Annotated in this window: 18 protein-coding genes; 16 read left to right on the top strand and 2 right to left on the bottom strand. The window is 43.9% G+C overall.

Annotated features, from left to right (window positions below; translation table 11 throughout):
- Positions 1 to 39: 39 nt before the first annotated feature.
- The 8 genes from spoIIAA (at position 40) to CU633_RS15475 (ending at position 6,622) form a co-directional block, all read left to right on the top strand.
- Positions 40 to 390 (top strand): anti-sigma F factor antagonist, encoded by a 351-nt coding sequence (gene spoIIAA, locus CU633_RS15510; protein WP_101661500.1) that lies wholly within the window; start codon positions 40 to 42, stop codon positions 388 to 390.
- 2 nt (positions 391 to 392) lie between these two features.
- Positions 393 to 833 carry an anti-sigma F factor gene (gene spoIIAB, locus CU633_RS15505; RefSeq protein ID WP_101661499.1) on the top strand — a complete coding sequence of 147 codons (441 nt, stop codon included), beginning with the start codon at positions 393 to 395 and terminating at the stop codon, positions 831 to 833.
- A gap of 11 nt (positions 834 to 844) precedes the next feature.
- The gene (gene sigF, locus CU633_RS15500; RefSeq protein ID WP_101661498.1) at positions 845 to 1,603 is read left to right on the top strand and encodes an RNA polymerase sporulation sigma factor SigF; all 759 of its coding nucleotides are present in this window, start codon (positions 845 to 847) and stop codon (positions 1,601 to 1,603) included.
- 170 nt (positions 1,604 to 1,773) lie between these two features.
- Positions 1,774 to 2,388: a stage V sporulation protein AA gene (locus tag CU633_RS15495; protein ID WP_101661497.1), complete on the top strand. Its 615-nt coding sequence runs from the start codon at positions 1,774 to 1,776 to the stop codon at positions 2,386 to 2,388.
- Positions 2,385 to 2,807 (top strand): stage V sporulation protein AB, encoded by a 423-nt coding sequence (locus CU633_RS15490; RefSeq protein ID WP_101661496.1) that lies wholly within the window; start codon positions 2,385 to 2,387, stop codon positions 2,805 to 2,807. The genes CU633_RS15495 and CU633_RS15490 overlap by 4 nt, the downstream gene beginning before the upstream one ends.
- 26 nt (positions 2,808 to 2,833) lie before the next feature.
- Positions 2,834 to 4,315, top strand: a complete 1,482-nt coding sequence (locus CU633_RS15485; RefSeq protein ID WP_101661495.1) for a spore germination protein — start codon at positions 2,834 to 2,836, stop codon at positions 4,313 to 4,315.
- A gap of 146 nt (positions 4,316 to 4,461) precedes the next feature.
- Complete coding sequence (gene lysA / locus CU633_RS15480; RefSeq protein WP_101661494.1) at positions 4,462 to 5,781, top strand: diaminopimelate decarboxylase; 1,320 nt, start codon at positions 4,462 to 4,464, stop codon at positions 5,779 to 5,781.
- Between the two features lie 466 nt (positions 5,782 to 6,247).
- On the top strand, positions 6,248 to 6,622 hold the full coding sequence (locus tag CU633_RS15475; RefSeq protein ID WP_101661493.1) for a GNAT family N-acetyltransferase: 375 nt from the start codon (positions 6,248 to 6,250) through the stop codon (positions 6,620 to 6,622).
- A gap of 33 nt (positions 6,623 to 6,655) precedes the next feature.
- Here CU633_RS15475 and CU633_RS15470 read toward each other — a convergent pair whose 3' ends face one another.
- Both CU633_RS15470 and CU633_RS15465 read right to left on the bottom strand, forming a co-directional pair.
- Positions 6,656 to 7,171: a DUF309 domain-containing protein gene (locus CU633_RS15470; RefSeq protein ID WP_101661492.1), complete on the bottom strand. Its 516-nt coding sequence runs from the start codon at positions 7,169 to 7,171 to the stop codon at positions 6,656 to 6,658.
- 212 nt (positions 7,172 to 7,383) lie between these two features.
- Positions 7,384 to 7,482 (bottom strand): YjcZ family sporulation protein, encoded by a 99-nt coding sequence (locus tag CU633_RS15465; protein WP_101575747.1) that lies wholly within the window; start codon positions 7,480 to 7,482, stop codon positions 7,384 to 7,386.
- 197 nt (positions 7,483 to 7,679) lie between these two features.
- Here CU633_RS15465 and CU633_RS15460 point away from each other — a divergent pair, with 197 nt between their 5' ends.
- The 8 genes from CU633_RS15460 (at position 7,680) to CU633_RS15425 (ending at position 13,503) form a co-directional block, all read left to right on the top strand.
- A complete protein-coding gene (locus tag CU633_RS15460) occupies positions 7,680 to 8,447 on the top strand; it encodes a segregation/condensation protein A (protein WP_101661491.1) in 768 nt (255 codons plus the stop codon).
- Positions 8,434 to 9,021: an SMC-Scp complex subunit ScpB gene (gene scpB / locus CU633_RS15455; RefSeq protein WP_101661490.1), complete on the top strand. Its 588-nt coding sequence runs from the start codon at positions 8,434 to 8,436 to the stop codon at positions 9,019 to 9,021. Before CU633_RS15460 ends, scpB begins: the two co-directional genes overlap by 14 nt.
- 87 nt (positions 9,022 to 9,108) lie before the next feature.
- Entirely contained in the window at positions 9,109 to 9,555 is a 447-nt protein-coding gene (locus CU633_RS15450) for a hypothetical protein (protein ID WP_101661489.1), read from the top strand.
- A 1-nt stretch (position 9,556) separates the two neighbouring features.
- On the top strand, positions 9,557 to 10,045 hold the full coding sequence (locus CU633_RS15445) for a YpuI family protein (RefSeq protein ID WP_101661488.1): 489 nt from the start codon (positions 9,557 to 9,559) through the stop codon (positions 10,043 to 10,045).
- Positions 10,046 to 10,199: 154 nt separating this feature from the next.
- Entirely contained in the window at positions 10,200 to 11,090 is an 891-nt protein-coding gene (locus CU633_RS15440; RefSeq protein WP_101661487.1) for a superoxide dismutase, read from the top strand.
- A 150-nt stretch (positions 11,091 to 11,240) separates the two neighbouring features.
- Positions 11,241 to 12,380 (top strand): D-alanyl-D-alanine carboxypeptidase family protein, encoded by a 1,140-nt coding sequence (locus CU633_RS15435; protein WP_101661486.1) that lies wholly within the window; start codon positions 11,241 to 11,243, stop codon positions 12,378 to 12,380.
- The gene (locus CU633_RS15430; RefSeq protein WP_101661485.1) at positions 12,373 to 12,960 is read left to right on the top strand and encodes a nucleoside recognition domain-containing protein; all 588 of its coding nucleotides are present in this window, start codon (positions 12,373 to 12,375) and stop codon (positions 12,958 to 12,960) included. The genes CU633_RS15435 and CU633_RS15430 overlap by 8 nt, the downstream gene beginning before the upstream one ends.
- Before the next feature lie 6 nt (positions 12,961 to 12,966).
- Entirely contained in the window at positions 12,967 to 13,503 is a 537-nt protein-coding gene (locus CU633_RS15425; RefSeq protein WP_101575755.1) for a spore maturation protein, read from the top strand.
- Positions 13,504 to 13,526: the final 23 nt, after the last annotated feature.

The raw sequence follows: 13,526 nt of genomic DNA, 5'->3' as shown, positions 1-13,526 counted from the left end.
CAGTTCCCTGAGGATATCCGGAGAAGGAGGCCAGAAATAGTGAGTCTTAATATTAACATGGAAGTAAAGCGTGACGTTCTATGTTTGCGCTTGAGCGGAGAGCTCGACCATCATACGGCAGAAGAGCTTCGCACACAGGCGACAAAGGCAATTGCCGAGTTTGACATTCGCCATATCATTTTGAATCTCGAGCAGCTTTCGTTTATGGACAGTTCAGGGCTGGGTGTGATTTTAGGCAGGTATAAACAAATTAAACAAGTGGATGGCGAAATGGTGGTTTGTGCAATTTCCCCTGCGGTTCAGCGGCTTTTTGATATGTCAGGCTTATTTAAAATCATTCGATTGGAGCCGTCAGAACAATTTGCGCTGGAAAGATTGGGGGTTGCTTAACCATGAAAAATGAGATGAATATACAATTCAGTGCCCTAAGCCAGAATGAGTCGTTTGCAAGGGTAACTGTAGCCGCGTTTATTGCCCAGCTTGATCCGACGATGGACGAACTGACCGAAATCAAAACAGTCGTTTCCGAGGCTGTTACAAATGCGATTATACATGGCTACGAGAACGATCCAAACGGAAAAGTGTACATTTCCGTTTTAATTGAAGATGGCTTTATTGATATGAAAATCAAGGATGACGGGCAGGGAATTATCGATGTTGAAGAAGCCCGCCAGCCTTTATTTACGACAAAGCCCGAATTGGAAAGGTCCGGAATGGGATTCACGATCATGGAAAATTTTATGGATGAAGTAGACATTCAGTCGCAGCCCGGCAAAGGAACAGAAATCCGCTTAAGAAAGCATTTATCAAAGAGCAAAATGCTGTGTAATTAAGGAGACTGCCTATGGATGTGGAGGTTAAGAAAGAAAAAAGCCAACCGTACCTAAAAGACCACGAAGTCAAGGAATTAATCAAGAAAAGCCAGGAAGGCGATCAGGCATCCCGGGATACAATCGTCCAGAAAAACATGCGGCTCGTTTGGTCTGTCGTCCAGCGCTTCTTAAACAGGGGCTATGAGCCGGATGACTTATTTCAGATCGGCTGCATCGGTTTATTAAAGTCTGTCGATAAATTCGACCTTTCTTATGATGTGAAATTTTCGACCTATGCCGTCCCGATGATTATCGGCGAAATCCAGAGGTTTATCCGCGATGATGGAACTGTAAAAGTGAGCCGGTCGTTAAAGGAAATGGGAAACCGCATCCGTAAAGCGAAGGATGAATTATCTAAAAATCTTGGCAGGGTGCCAACGGTTTCCGAATTATCGGAATATCTTGAGATCCCCGCCGAGGATATTATTCTTGCCCAGGAAGCGGGACGGACGCCTTCCTCGATTCATGAAACCGTCTATGAAAACGATGGCGATCCCATCACGCTGCTCGACCAAATTGACAATGGCGATGAAGGCAAATGGTTTGATAAAATTGCCTTAAAAGAAGCGATTAGCGAGCTGGATGAACGGGAGCAGCTGATTGTGTATTTGCGTTATTATAAGGACCAGACGCAATCGGAAGTAGCGGCACGGCTTGGCATCTCGCAGGTTCAAGTTTCCCGGCTCGAGAAAAAAATTCTCCAGCAAATGAAAGACCGCATGGACATATAAATCCATGCGGTCTTTCATTTTTAAAAAACTTTCGACGAACCACGAAAGGAATTCCCCTCCTGATATCATTCCTTTTAATTCCCGCATCCGCCATTTTTTGGGGTTCATGAAACCTTTCAAAGCAACTCATACTATTTATACGAGGAAATCAATGTTGGGAAGTGAATGTGATGGAAAAAACGATCTACATTCGCATGCGTCATCGTGCTCAAGTAAAGCCGGAACATACGATTTATTTGCAGGATATTGCACAGATTATCGCAGACGATTCTCTGCTTAAACAATTGCAAAATTTGCAAATTTATAAAATTTCCAGAGAAGATCTAAATTTTGTCGTCATTGATGTCATGAAAGTGGTCCTTTATATTAAGAAAGCTTTTGAAAATGTAGAGGTGCAGACGATCGGCCCATCCCAGGTGATTATCGAAGTGGTCGACAAGAAGAAGGAGGTCTCCGTTCCCGTCTTTTTGCTGATTTGGCTTTTGCTTTTTTTCGGCGCTGCCCTTGCGATCATGAACTTTCATGAGGACGTCAGCATGCAGGAGGTCCAGCAGCGAATTTATACGATCATCACCGGGAAAGTTGTCGCGAAGCCGCTTCTATTTCAAATTCCTTATTCATTCGGATTGGGCCTCGGAATGGTCCTGTTTTTTAATCATGTTTTCCGAAGAAGGATTAACGAAGAGCCAAGCCCCCTGGAAGTTGAAATGTTTAATTACCAGCAGGATTTAGACCAGTACGTCATCATGCACGAAAACAAGGAAAGCGTCAAGCATCTCGAATGATTATTCATGTCCTTGCCGTCTTATTTATCGGCTTTGCTGCGGGATTAACAGTTGGGGCAGGCTTTGTCGCTTTTCTTACCGTTCTCGGGATCATCCCGCGCCTCACCCAGCTCTCCAGGACAATGAAAAAAATCTTCTCTTACGAATGGGCCGTTGTTCTTGGTGCGGTGGCAGGCGCTTTGGCGACGATCAGGGATCCGGTATTTCATGTTTCACCGCTATTTTTAATTCCGCTTGGACTCTCGGGCGGGGTTTTTATCGGGTTGCTTGCAGCAGCATTAACCGAAGTTTTGAATGTTTTCCCGATTTTGGCAAAACGGGTTGGCATGGAGGACAGGATCATCAGTTTGCTAATGGCGATTGTATTCGGTAAAGTGTTCGGATCATTATTCCACTGGCTTTACTTTGTGGATCACTAACAGAGCAGAGGAAAGGAGCGGCTACTATGACGGCAAACACAGACAATAATATGCCGATTCCCGAATCGGTTGATGACGTTGAACAATATCTGAAAAACCGCATCGGCCTTGAGACCAGCTTTGATCTCGGTGTCAGAAAACTAAAGATTCTCCGCAAGGATGTCCATCTCTATTATATTAATGGTCTCAGCGAGACGAAGGTGGTTGTTCAGGTTGTTGGGCGACTGATTGGAATTAATGATGTTGAAAAGCTGTCGACGAACTTGTTCAAAATTATTGAAAATCGGATTGATCATCACCAGGTGAAGGTAATCGAAAACCTGGATGAATTGGTTGACCAGGTCCTTTCCGGCTTAATGGTCGCCGTCGTGCAAGGGGAAAGCTCGGGAATTGCCATTGATGTTCGTAATTATCCGGGCCGCCAGCCCGAAGAGCCTGATGTGGAAAAGGTTATTCGCGGTTCCCGTGACGGGTTTGTCGAGAATATTGTTGTGAATACAGCTTTAACGAGAAGAAGAGTCCGCGACGAGCGGTTGCGGTTTGAAATGATTAAAGCGGGTGAACGCTCAAAAACGGATATCGCTGTCGTTTATATTAGTGATGTGGCCAATCAGGATCTCGTTGATGTTATTAAGAAGGAAATTAAAGGAATTGAAATCGACGGATTACCCATGGCGGATAAAACGGTCGAAGAATATTTGTTGAAGCAAGGGTATAATCCGTATCCTCTTGTGAGATATACGGAGCGTCCAGACGTTGCAGCGGTTCATCTTTTAGAAGGGCATGTCCTTGTTTATGTTGACACTTCCCCGAGTGTAATCATTACCCCGACAACGTATTTCCATCACTTGCAGCATGCAGAAGAGTACAGGCAATCGCCAACAGTCGGCACATTTGTCAGGTGGGTCCGTTTTCTCGGATTGCTGGCTTCCCTGTTTCTGTTGCCGCTCTGGTATTTATTTGTACAGGACCCATCCCTGTTGCCGGATCAGCTCTCTTTTATCGGTCCTAACGAAAAAACGAGTGTCCCCATCATTGTCCAATTATTTATTGCCGATATTGGCATTGAATTTTTGCGGATAGCCTCTATTCATACACCGACACCCCTGTCAACATCAATGGGGTTAATCGCAGCTGTTTTGATCGGGCAAATCGCGATCGATGTCGGGTTGTTTGTTCCCGAAGTTATTTTATATATTGCAGTCGCAGCTATCGGTACATATTCGACCCCCAGCTATGAACTCAGCATTGCCAATAAAATTGCCAGGCTGCTGTTATTGCTTGCTGTCGCCATTTTTAACGTGCCGGGACTGGTGGTTGGTATCACGCTGTATATTTTACTTCTAGCCGCGATTCGTTCATTAAATACACCGTATCTATGGCCGTTTCTTCCTTTCAACCCGAGGGCCTTTATCCAGATTTTGATACGCCAGTCCGTTCCAGGCTCGAAAATCCGGCCCAGCATCGTCCATACAAAAAACCGTTATAAGCAGCCGTCCAATTCATAAAAGCAAACCTGTCATAACATATAGAAAGGTGACTATCCAATTGCGGATTCGCATTGGTTATGGTACAGTAATTTGTAATTAAAAAAGGCATAAGCTTTAGTGAGGATACTAAAAGGACTGTTTTCACAAGGGAATGAGGGAGAAGCATGTACTTTCATGGGACAACAAAAGTAAATGATAAAGGCCACCTGGAAATTGGCGGCCTTGATACGATAGATTTAGCTGAAAAGTTTGGCACGCCTTTATATGTATATGATGTTGCTCTTATCCGCGAACGGGCAAGAAGCTTTAAAAATACGTTTGAAAAATTGGGCGTAACGGCACAAGTCGCATACGCCAGCAAGGCTTTTTCTTCAATCGCGATGTGCCAGCTCGCAAAAGAGGAAGGTCTTTCCCTTGATGTGGTGTCCGGCGGGGAGCTTTATACGGCACTTGCTGCTCAATTTCCCGTCGAAAAGATCCATTTTCACGGCAACAATAAAAGCAGAGAAGAATTGGAAATGGCAATGGAGCACCAAATCGGCTGTATTGTGGTGGATAATTTTTATGAGCTTGAGCTTCTTTCCGCCATTTGTGCAGAAAAAAAAATGCAGGCGAATATTCTCCTCAGGGTGACGCCTGGAATTGAAGCCCATACGCATGATTACATCTTAACAGGCCAGGAAGACTCGAAGTTCGGCTTTGATCTGCAAAACGGACAGGCGGAAACAGCGCTCACGACCGCTCTCGGTTCACGCGATCTCCACCTGCTCGGGATTCACTGTCATATTGGTTCACAAATCTTTGATACAACGGGATTTGTGTTAGCTGCGAGAAAGATTTTTGAGAAGCTAAATGAATGGAAAAACAATTTTTCGTACGAACCTCAGGTTCTCAACCTGGGCGGCGGTTTTGGGATCCGCTACACAAGCGAAGACGATCCGATTCCGGCTTTCCAATATGTTGAGGAAATTATTGAAGAAGTGAAGGCCCAGGCCGCGCGCTTTTCAATGCAGATGCCGGAAATCTGGATTGAACCAGGCCGTTCCCTCGTTGGTGATGCGGGAACAACTTTATATAAAGTCGGCTCCCGCAAGGAAGTTCCGAATGTGCGTCAATATCTTGCGGTTGATGGTGGCATGAGCGACAATATCAGGCCTGCCCTCTATCAAGCAAAATATGAGGCGGTCCTCGCAAGCCGTCCACTGGCAAAAGCGGAGGAAACTGTCTCGATTGCAGGAAAATGCTGCGAATCTGGAGATATGCTTATTTGGGATCTTCCATTGCCCAAGGCTGAGACTAGTGATGTTCTCGCTGTTTTTTGTACCGGAGCATATGGCTACTCGATGGCCAATAATTACAACCGCATCCCGAGGCCTCCTGTAGTCTTTGTCGAAAATGGCGAAGCGAGAGTCGTTATAAAGCGGGAAACGTTTGCGGATTTAATCCGCTTTGACTTTCCTTTAAAGGAAAAAGTGAAAAACTAAGCTGTCCGCTTTGCAGCTTAGTTTTTTATTTTTCTGCTCCTCTAAATAAAATCAGCAGCGTCCTTTCTGAGAGAAATTGGCTAAAATTGAAGGTTTGGTGTAGAATAAAGTGCATCGAATGAAACGTTGGCCATCCAGCAAGGTTGTTAGTCAGAAAACACCGTAATGATTACTTTTGGGTCCGGGAGGTTACGGATGTGTTATGAAAAAAAACAATTGGATTTTGTTTATCCTGATTCTCGTTCTATCGTTGGGATGGGGTGTTTATTATTGGCTGGCGTTTGCACCTTCTCAATAATTCCTGTTGAGAAATAAGGCCATATTTTGTATGATTAGGACGATTGCACGAACAGGCATATTTTTGATACATATAATAAAAAAAGTTTAAAGTTTGCGTGAATAGGGAAAAATAGGTTGCTAAGCAGAATATACAAAAACGCTTCTAATTCACTAAAGAGGGATAAAAATGTTAATCAGGTATAAGAAATCATTTGAAAAAATCGCAATGGGCCTTTTATCATTTATGCCGACTGAAAAGGATTTGAAAAAACTTCAGCAAACGATTAAGCAATATGAATCCGAAGAAGACCAGAAATTGTTCTTATGGAGAGAAGAAGAGGACATTATCGGCTTGGTTGGGGTAAAATTTACGGATCAATCTGCCGAGATCCAGCATATTTCAGTCAATCCTTCCCACAGGCAGCAGGGGATCGGCAAAGCAATGGTTAAATCGCTCAAGGAATTATATCCAGAACACCAATTTATCGCGAATGAATATACTGCCGGGTTTATCAATAAATGTGATTTGGATGATGACAACACCGAAGAGGCCCCTTTATAAACTATCAGGAAGGCTGATCCAGCTTTAGCGGGGTCAGCCTCTATTTTTTTCCCTTTTTGCCCGATCCCGTTCTTCGATAACATCTGTACGATCACGTAAAAAATGGCGGTGCAGCAGATTTTCATCGTGCAAATCACTCGGACTTCTCCAATTCATCCCCTTAAACTCGCATTCCTGAATACAAGAGGCAATAAGCGCTTTGTCAGAGATCGGTAATGTAAAGCTTGCATAAGGCTCTTGATCTTCGATAGCCGTCAATACATCATTCAGGTTTTCAAGCAAAAGCTCATCATCCAAGCCGAGCTTAGCAAGCTGATCCCGTTTTGGTTCAAAGATTGAGATCGCTTTTTTCAACGTTTTGTGCGCACCCGAAAAATTTCCGCGCCGGTGATGATAAGCAGATACAGCTGTTAAGATGAGGCCGACCCATACTGAATCTTTTTCGCCATTAATGCTTTTCCAATATTCCTCTAAAATTTCATGGCATTCAAAATAGTCCCGGTCGCCATGAAAATGGGCCAGATATGAAATATACGCTTTTGGATACATAGGTTCACTCCCGCAATTATGTAAAGACATTTTACCATAAAAGAATCCTGCTTTCTTCATCCGAAGAAACTTTAAAACGGAAAAATGCCAGCTGAAATGAGAGCTGCCCCCTCTTCAGCTGACAATGCCCGGCAAACACGCCAAACGATTCGTTTAATCGCGAATCGCACGTTTAAGTCCAATATCAAGCCCTTAAGCCAGCTCTACTGTTTTTAACAAAGCCAGGAAGCGCCTACGATGATGAGTAAAATAAACAAAACAACAATCAGCGCAAAGCCTGCTCCATATCCATAGCCTTTTCCATCGGACATAGTTACATTCCTCCTATAAAATGCTTTTCTGTTAACAATCACAGCATATGTGAGTCTGGGTCATTTGGTTTGGGCGAATGCAATATTTTGCTGGTGAAGGTTGGCGATGTTTAAATTTCTATTGGACAACCATTGTGAATCCTCTATACTAGTAATAAAACAAATGAAGAATATTTTAAGAAATATTGGTGGGAATTATGCAATATAACGTGAAGATTGGTGCATTTGAAGGGCCGCTCGATTTGCTGCTTCATCTCATTAATCGGCTTGAAATAGACATATATGACATTCCGGTCTCACAAATAACGGAGCAATATTTACTATATATACATGCGATGAAAGAACTCCAGCTCGATGTGGCCAGTGAATATCTCGTCATGGCGGCAACGCTGCTGGCAATCAAAAGCAAGATGCTTCTTCCCAAGCATGAGGAAGAATTGGACGAAGATGAATTTGGCGTCGAGTTTGAAGAAGATCCAAGAGATGAACTTGTTGAACGGCTGATTGAATACCGAAAATACAAAGAAGCTGCCCATGATCTCAAGTTTATGGAACAGGAACGTGGCCTCATGTATACAAAGGCACCGAGTGACCTTTCCGGCTATGCAGACGAGACGAGATCGAAAACGGCTGAACTGAATGTATCTCTGTACGATATGCTGGGCGCTTTTCAAAAACTGTTAAGAAGAAAAAAGCTGCAAAAACCGCTGGCGACAAAAATCTCGCGGCAGGAAATTTCCATTGAGAAGCGGATGGATGAAATCGTCGAAGAACTGAAAAACTTCAAGGGCCGCAAAAGCTTTACAGAGCTCTTTTCCGTCCCTGTCCGGGAGCATATTGTCGTTACATTTTTAGCGATCCTTGAACTAATGAAGCGAAAGGAAATCAGTGTTGAACAAGAACACAATTTCGCAGAAATATATTTATCAGCAGTGGAAGGAGCACAATCTGTTGGAAATCGTTAACTGGAAAGGAATTGTCGAAAGCCTTTTGTTCGCAGCAGGGGATGAAGGGCTTACGTTCGAGCAAATCGTTAAGTCTTTGGATACCGATGAGCATACCGCCCAAGCGGCCATTGAAGACTTAATGCAGGAATATGAACAAGACGCGGGGCGGGGAATCATGATTGCACAGCTTGCCGGAACTTACCAGCTTGTCACCAAAAAAGAAAATGCCCCTTATTTAATAAAGCTTGTCGAATCGCCCGGGGCCGCATATCTTTCCCAGGCGGCGCTAGAAACGCTGGCGATTATCGCTTATAAACAGCCAATCACCCGCGCTGAAATTGAAGAAATCCGCGGCGTCAAAACGGAGCGGCCGCTTCACACTTTATCGGCTAAAGCCCTTATTAAGGAAGTTGGCCGGGCGGAAGGAACAGGACGGGCGTATTTATATGGTACGACAAAGGAATTTCTCGATTATTTCGGATTGAAAAGCATTGAGGAGCTGCCTCCTTTGCCGGATAGTACCGATGATGAATTTATTCAGGACGAAGCGGATCTGTTTTTTGAAAAATTCCAGGAGAAGATCGATTCCTGACAAGGTCAATCATTCTATGGTAAAATAAATTTAACTTTCTGAAAGCTCCACCAGTTTGGGGCAGCCGCAATAATGGGAGGGGTTATTTTGCTGATCAAGCAGTGCAAAGGGTATGAGCTGGAAAAAGAAAAATCCAATTCTTTTGAAGACTATTTTAATAGAAGCGAAATCACTTTCGTTGACGGCGGCACCGAAAAAACTTTACACGTCTTGTATGTTCGTTTTTTTGAAGAATCGATGGAAGAATTTACTCCTTTCAAACAGGACCCTATATTTCATGCGGATTCCAGACCCGTCTATTTCCGGGATATCGTTGCGCTTGCCTGTTTGCTAAAAAATCCAGGTTTTCGCCATCGCAAAAGAATATACATAAATAATAACAATGAGTTTTCAGCGTATTTTCAAGATCTTGATTACAAAAAGCTGCCAGAGATCTTTGCGGCGATTGGCCGAAAGCAAGGATACGAGCTTCGCTCACCGCTCGAGTTCATCGTTCAGCCGCAGGCAACCACAAATAATATCGGAGGTGTTTGATTTGGGAAATACGATCGTGAAGCTGCAGGTAGAAGAAGTAAAGAATTTTTTGGAAAAAACGGTCTCCACTCTTGAAGGATTTTTAAACGAAACGACGCTTACCGGGCTTGAGCAGGAATTAGCAGGCGACAGCATGTATTATAAATCGATTCTTTCAAACATGAGGAAATTGCTCGTCTATTGCGAGGAAGGCCTCGATGCTTGTTCGGTTATTTTAAAAAGCGAACCATTTTCAAAAGGTGGCGCTGAAAAAGTATTGTACCGCATTTACCATCAATGTATCGAAGAATTCTTTTCACCGAAAAATGATGCCTGGTTTGAAGATAGCCGCTCCGCCTATACCGGGAAGAACTCAATTAAATTTCGCCTGGATGTTCCAGAAAGCATTCACCAGTTATTAAAGAGTGTCGAAGCGGACTTTCAAAAGATCCGGGAAGAACTTGAATATTACGAAACAGACTACCGTACTAAAATGATCCAGTCAAACTAATAATCGAATGCCGATTGATTGCGGCATTCTTTTTTTTTACAAAAAATCCTTCTATAAATCAAATCACAATGACCGTAAGTGTTAAAAAAAGTGAAACTTTCTATAAATGGGCTCATACGATAAGAAGGAATATACAGAGAAAGCGGGGAAGCGTATGAATCGCTTTGAGGAATATGTCAAAAATGTATCTGTTTGGAATGAAGATCTAAAGGATTTCCTGAAATCTCAAAATGTCGGGGAGCATGAAGAAATATGGAGCAAGCTCGACCGGTTCACAAAAATTGTTGAAGGGGCGGCAAAATCTCTCTCCACGGATGAATTGGCCAACCTGCAAACAGAGACCGAATTGTTACATCGGGAAATGGAAGCCTATTTTGCAGAGCGGCAGCAGCTTGGAACGATATGGATGACCGGCGCAGCCGTAGAAGCGGGGAAGCATACATTACCGCCGCTCCCTTATCGTTACGATGCACTTGAACCGGTCATTTCTGAAGAAATTATGCGGCTTCACCATGATAAGCACCATCGCTCCTATGTTGAAGGGTTGAATAAAGCGGAAATCATGCTTAAAAAAGCGAGGGAGTCAGGTGACTTTTCTCTCGTCAAACACTGGTCAAGGGAACTGGCCTTTAATGGTTCGGGCCATTATCTTCATACAATTTTTTGGAATAATATGAGCCCGGCCGGGGGAGGAAGCCCCAGAGGCAAACTGCTAAAAGAAATAGAAAAGTATTTTGGCAGCTTTGAAGCCTTTCAGAAACACTTTACTGAAGCGGCCAAGCAGGTGGAAGGTGTAGGCTGGGCGCTGCTTGTCTGGTCGCCCCGGTCAAGGCATCTTGAAATACTGCAGTCAGAGCTGCATATGCTTTTAACCCAATGGGACACGATTCCGATTCTTGTTCTCGATGTGTGGGAGCACGCCTACTATTTACAGTATCAAAACAACCGCGCTGAATATGTTGACAACTGGTGGAAAATTGTCAACTGGCGGAACGCGGAGGATCGATTTGAAAAAGCGAGCCAGCTAAAATGGCGGCCATATTAAGACTTGCGAAAAACACTCATTGTTTTTCGTTTTTTTTTGTTTTTTGCAACACAGCCCGTTCTAATTCGTTTCAGTTGCCCATTTCTAGTCATAACAGACCTTGTCCTGCATAAACTTGTACAAATCAGCAAAGGAGAAGAGGTCGCGAAAATGCACAGGAAATGGAAACTGACGATCATTTCTATCATCATCCCGATATTGATTTTCAGCGTACCCCAGAAGCTTGAAGCTTCTGTTTCTATTAGCGCAAGAAGCGCTATTTTAATCGAGCAGGAATCAGGGCGGGTTCTTTATGAAAAGGATGCCCATACCGTTCGGAGAATCGCCAGTATCACAAAGATTATGACGGCGGTCCTCGCGATAGAATCAGGGAAGATGGATGAAAAAGTGAAAGTCTCCGGGAAAGCTGTCCACACAGAAGGCTCCAAGATTTATTTACAGCCCGGTGAAAAGATCAAACTTGAAGATTTAGTGTATGGTTTAATGTTAAGGTCAGGGAACGATGCTGCCGTGGCGATTGCCGAGCATGTGGGCGGGAGCCTTGACGGGTTCGTATTTCTTATGAATGAAAAAGCCAAAGAGATCGGCATGACCAACACACATTTTGAAAACCCGCACGGACTCGATGATCATGAAAAACACTATTCTACTGCATACGATATGGCTTTGCTGACCCGGTATGCAATGATGAATGATACATACAAAGAAATTTCCGCCACCAAAGTCCACAGGGCACCCAATCCGAACGAGCGCTGGGACAGGGTGTGGCGAAATAAAAACCGGATGCTGACACAATTATATGAATACAGCACCGGCGGCAAAACAGGCTACACGAAGCGGGCTAAACGAACGCTTGTCTCAACAGCGGAAAAGGATGGAATGAATTTAATCGCTGTTACCTTAAATGCTCCGGATGACTGGAACGACCATATCCAATTGTTTGAAACGGCGTTTAAGGACTATACGCTCGTTGAAGTTTTACCGGAAGGATATATAGAAGAAATAAAGGAGCCTTTTTATAAAGGAAAAACCTATCTCGACCACGCTTTTAAATATCCTGTGAAAGAGGAGGAAAAAAAGCTCTTCCAGATAAAATATAAAATGGCAAAGCCGCAATGGGATGAACAAGAAGCACCGGATATTGTCGGTAAAGCGGTCATTTATCTAGATGGAAAAATCATCAGCAGCGAGCCTGTTTTTTATGAAAAGGATACGAAAAAGAAAAAACGATTCTTTCAGTTATTTAAAAATATATTTGCGGCGATAACAGGGCTGAGACAGAATGGTTAACTATATTTGGGTATTTATGACAATTGTCGGAATTGTTTTTGCGATGGTAAATGGAACGATGAACGAGGTCAATGAAGCGATTTTCACTGGAGCAAAGGAAGCGGTCACGCTCTGTATCGGCCTGATCAGCATTCTTGTCTTCTGGCTGGGAATGATGAAAATTGCCGAGGACGCCGGACTGCTAACAAAGTTATCCCTTTTGTTCCGGCCGGTTGTTAAAAAGCTGTTTCCCGAAGTTCCAGCCGATCATCCAGCGTTGGGTTATATATTATCAAATATGATGGCCAATATGTTTGGACTTGGAAATGCCGCTACCCCTCTCGGAATAAAAGCGATGGAGCAGCTGAAAGAATTAAATGGCGGGAAAAATTCCGCAAGCCGGTCGATGATTACGTTTCTTGCGATTAATACTTCGAGTATTACGTTGATCCCGACCACGGTGATTGCGATCAGAATGAACTATGATTCTGCTTCACCGACGGACATTGTCGCCCCGACTCTGCTCGCCAGCATATGTTCAGCCATAGGTGCAATCTTAATCGACCGCTACTTTTATTACCGAAGAAGCCGTAAAGGATGAATGCATATGGAAATCATTTCAGTCGCTTCCCTCTGGTTTATTCCGTTTTTAATTGGCTTTATTTTATTGTACGGAACATTTAAGAGAGTCGAGACATATGAAAGTTTCGTAGAAGGAGGCAAGGAGGGCATAAAGATTGCCGTGTCGATCATTCCATTTCTCGTCGGGATGCTCGTGGCGATTTCCGTGTTTCGTGCTTCGGGTGCACTCGACTATTTCATGAACATCATCCGGCCGGCATTAACCTTGATCGGCGTTCCGGCTGAGATTGTGCCCCTGGCGATCATCCGGCCGATTTCAGGAACGGCTGCACTCGGAATGACGAGTGATTTAATTGCGGTATACGGCCCCGATTCGTTTATCGGCCGGCTTGCTGCGACCCTGCAGGGCAGCACCGATACAACCTTCTATGTTTTGACGGTTTATTTTGGTGCCGTCGGGATTAAAAAGATGGGCGACGCGGTAAAAGTGGGGCTGCTTGCCGACTTAATCGGAATCATCGCGGCAATTGCCGTAGTAATCATCCTGTTTGGAGCCGGCTGATGAATTGGAGATCAACTATAATC

This window comes from Bacillus sp. V3-13 (assembly GCF_002860165.1).
Lineage (GTDB): Bacteria > Bacillota > Bacilli > Bacillales > Cytobacillaceae > Bacillus_BJ.
This window is presented reverse-complemented; position numbering and strand designations above follow the sequence as displayed.

What these genes read in the sequence shown, in the direction of transcription:
- spoIIAB (WP_101661499.1), top strand. Translation starts at nt 393, where the DNA reads ATGAAAAATGAGATGAATATACAATTCAGTGCCCTAAGCCAGAATGAG.
- CU633_RS15460 (WP_101661491.1), top strand. Translation starts at nt 7,680, where the DNA reads ATGCAATATAACGTGAAGATTGGTGCATTTGAAGGGCCGCTCGATTTG.
- CU633_RS15470 (WP_101661492.1), bottom strand. Translation starts at nt 7,171, where the DNA reads ATGTATCCAAAAGCGTATATTTCATATCTGGCCCATTTTCATGGCGAC.
- lysA (WP_101661494.1), top strand. Translation starts at nt 4,462, where the DNA reads ATGTACTTTCATGGGACAACAAAAGTAAATGATAAAGGCCACCTGGAA.
- CU633_RS15440 (WP_101661487.1), top strand. Translation starts at nt 10,200, where the DNA reads ATGAATCGCTTTGAGGAATATGTCAAAAATGTATCTGTTTGGAATGAA.
- CU633_RS15435 (WP_101661486.1), top strand. Translation starts at nt 11,241, where the DNA reads ATGCACAGGAAATGGAAACTGACGATCATTTCTATCATCATCCCGATA.
- CU633_RS15475 (WP_101661493.1), top strand. Translation starts at nt 6,248, where the DNA reads ATGTTAATCAGGTATAAGAAATCATTTGAAAAAATCGCAATGGGCCTT.
- CU633_RS15465 (WP_101575747.1), bottom strand. Translation starts at nt 7,482, where the DNA reads ATGTCCGATGGAAAAGGCTATGGATATGGAGCAGGCTTTGCGCTGATT.
- sigF (WP_101661498.1), top strand. Translation starts at nt 845, where the DNA reads ATGGATGTGGAGGTTAAGAAAGAAAAAAGCCAACCGTACCTAAAAGAC.
- CU633_RS15490 (WP_101661496.1), top strand. Translation starts at nt 2,385, where the DNA reads ATGATTATTCATGTCCTTGCCGTCTTATTTATCGGCTTTGCTGCGGGA.
- CU633_RS15430 (WP_101661485.1), top strand. Translation starts at nt 12,373, where the DNA reads ATGGTTAACTATATTTGGGTATTTATGACAATTGTCGGAATTGTTTTT.
- CU633_RS15495 (WP_101661497.1), top strand. Translation starts at nt 1,774, where the DNA reads ATGGAAAAAACGATCTACATTCGCATGCGTCATCGTGCTCAAGTAAAG.
- CU633_RS15425 (WP_101575755.1), top strand. Translation starts at nt 12,967, where the DNA reads ATGGAAATCATTTCAGTCGCTTCCCTCTGGTTTATTCCGTTTTTAATT.
- CU633_RS15485 (WP_101661495.1), top strand. Translation starts at nt 2,834, where the DNA reads ATGACGGCAAACACAGACAATAATATGCCGATTCCCGAATCGGTTGAT.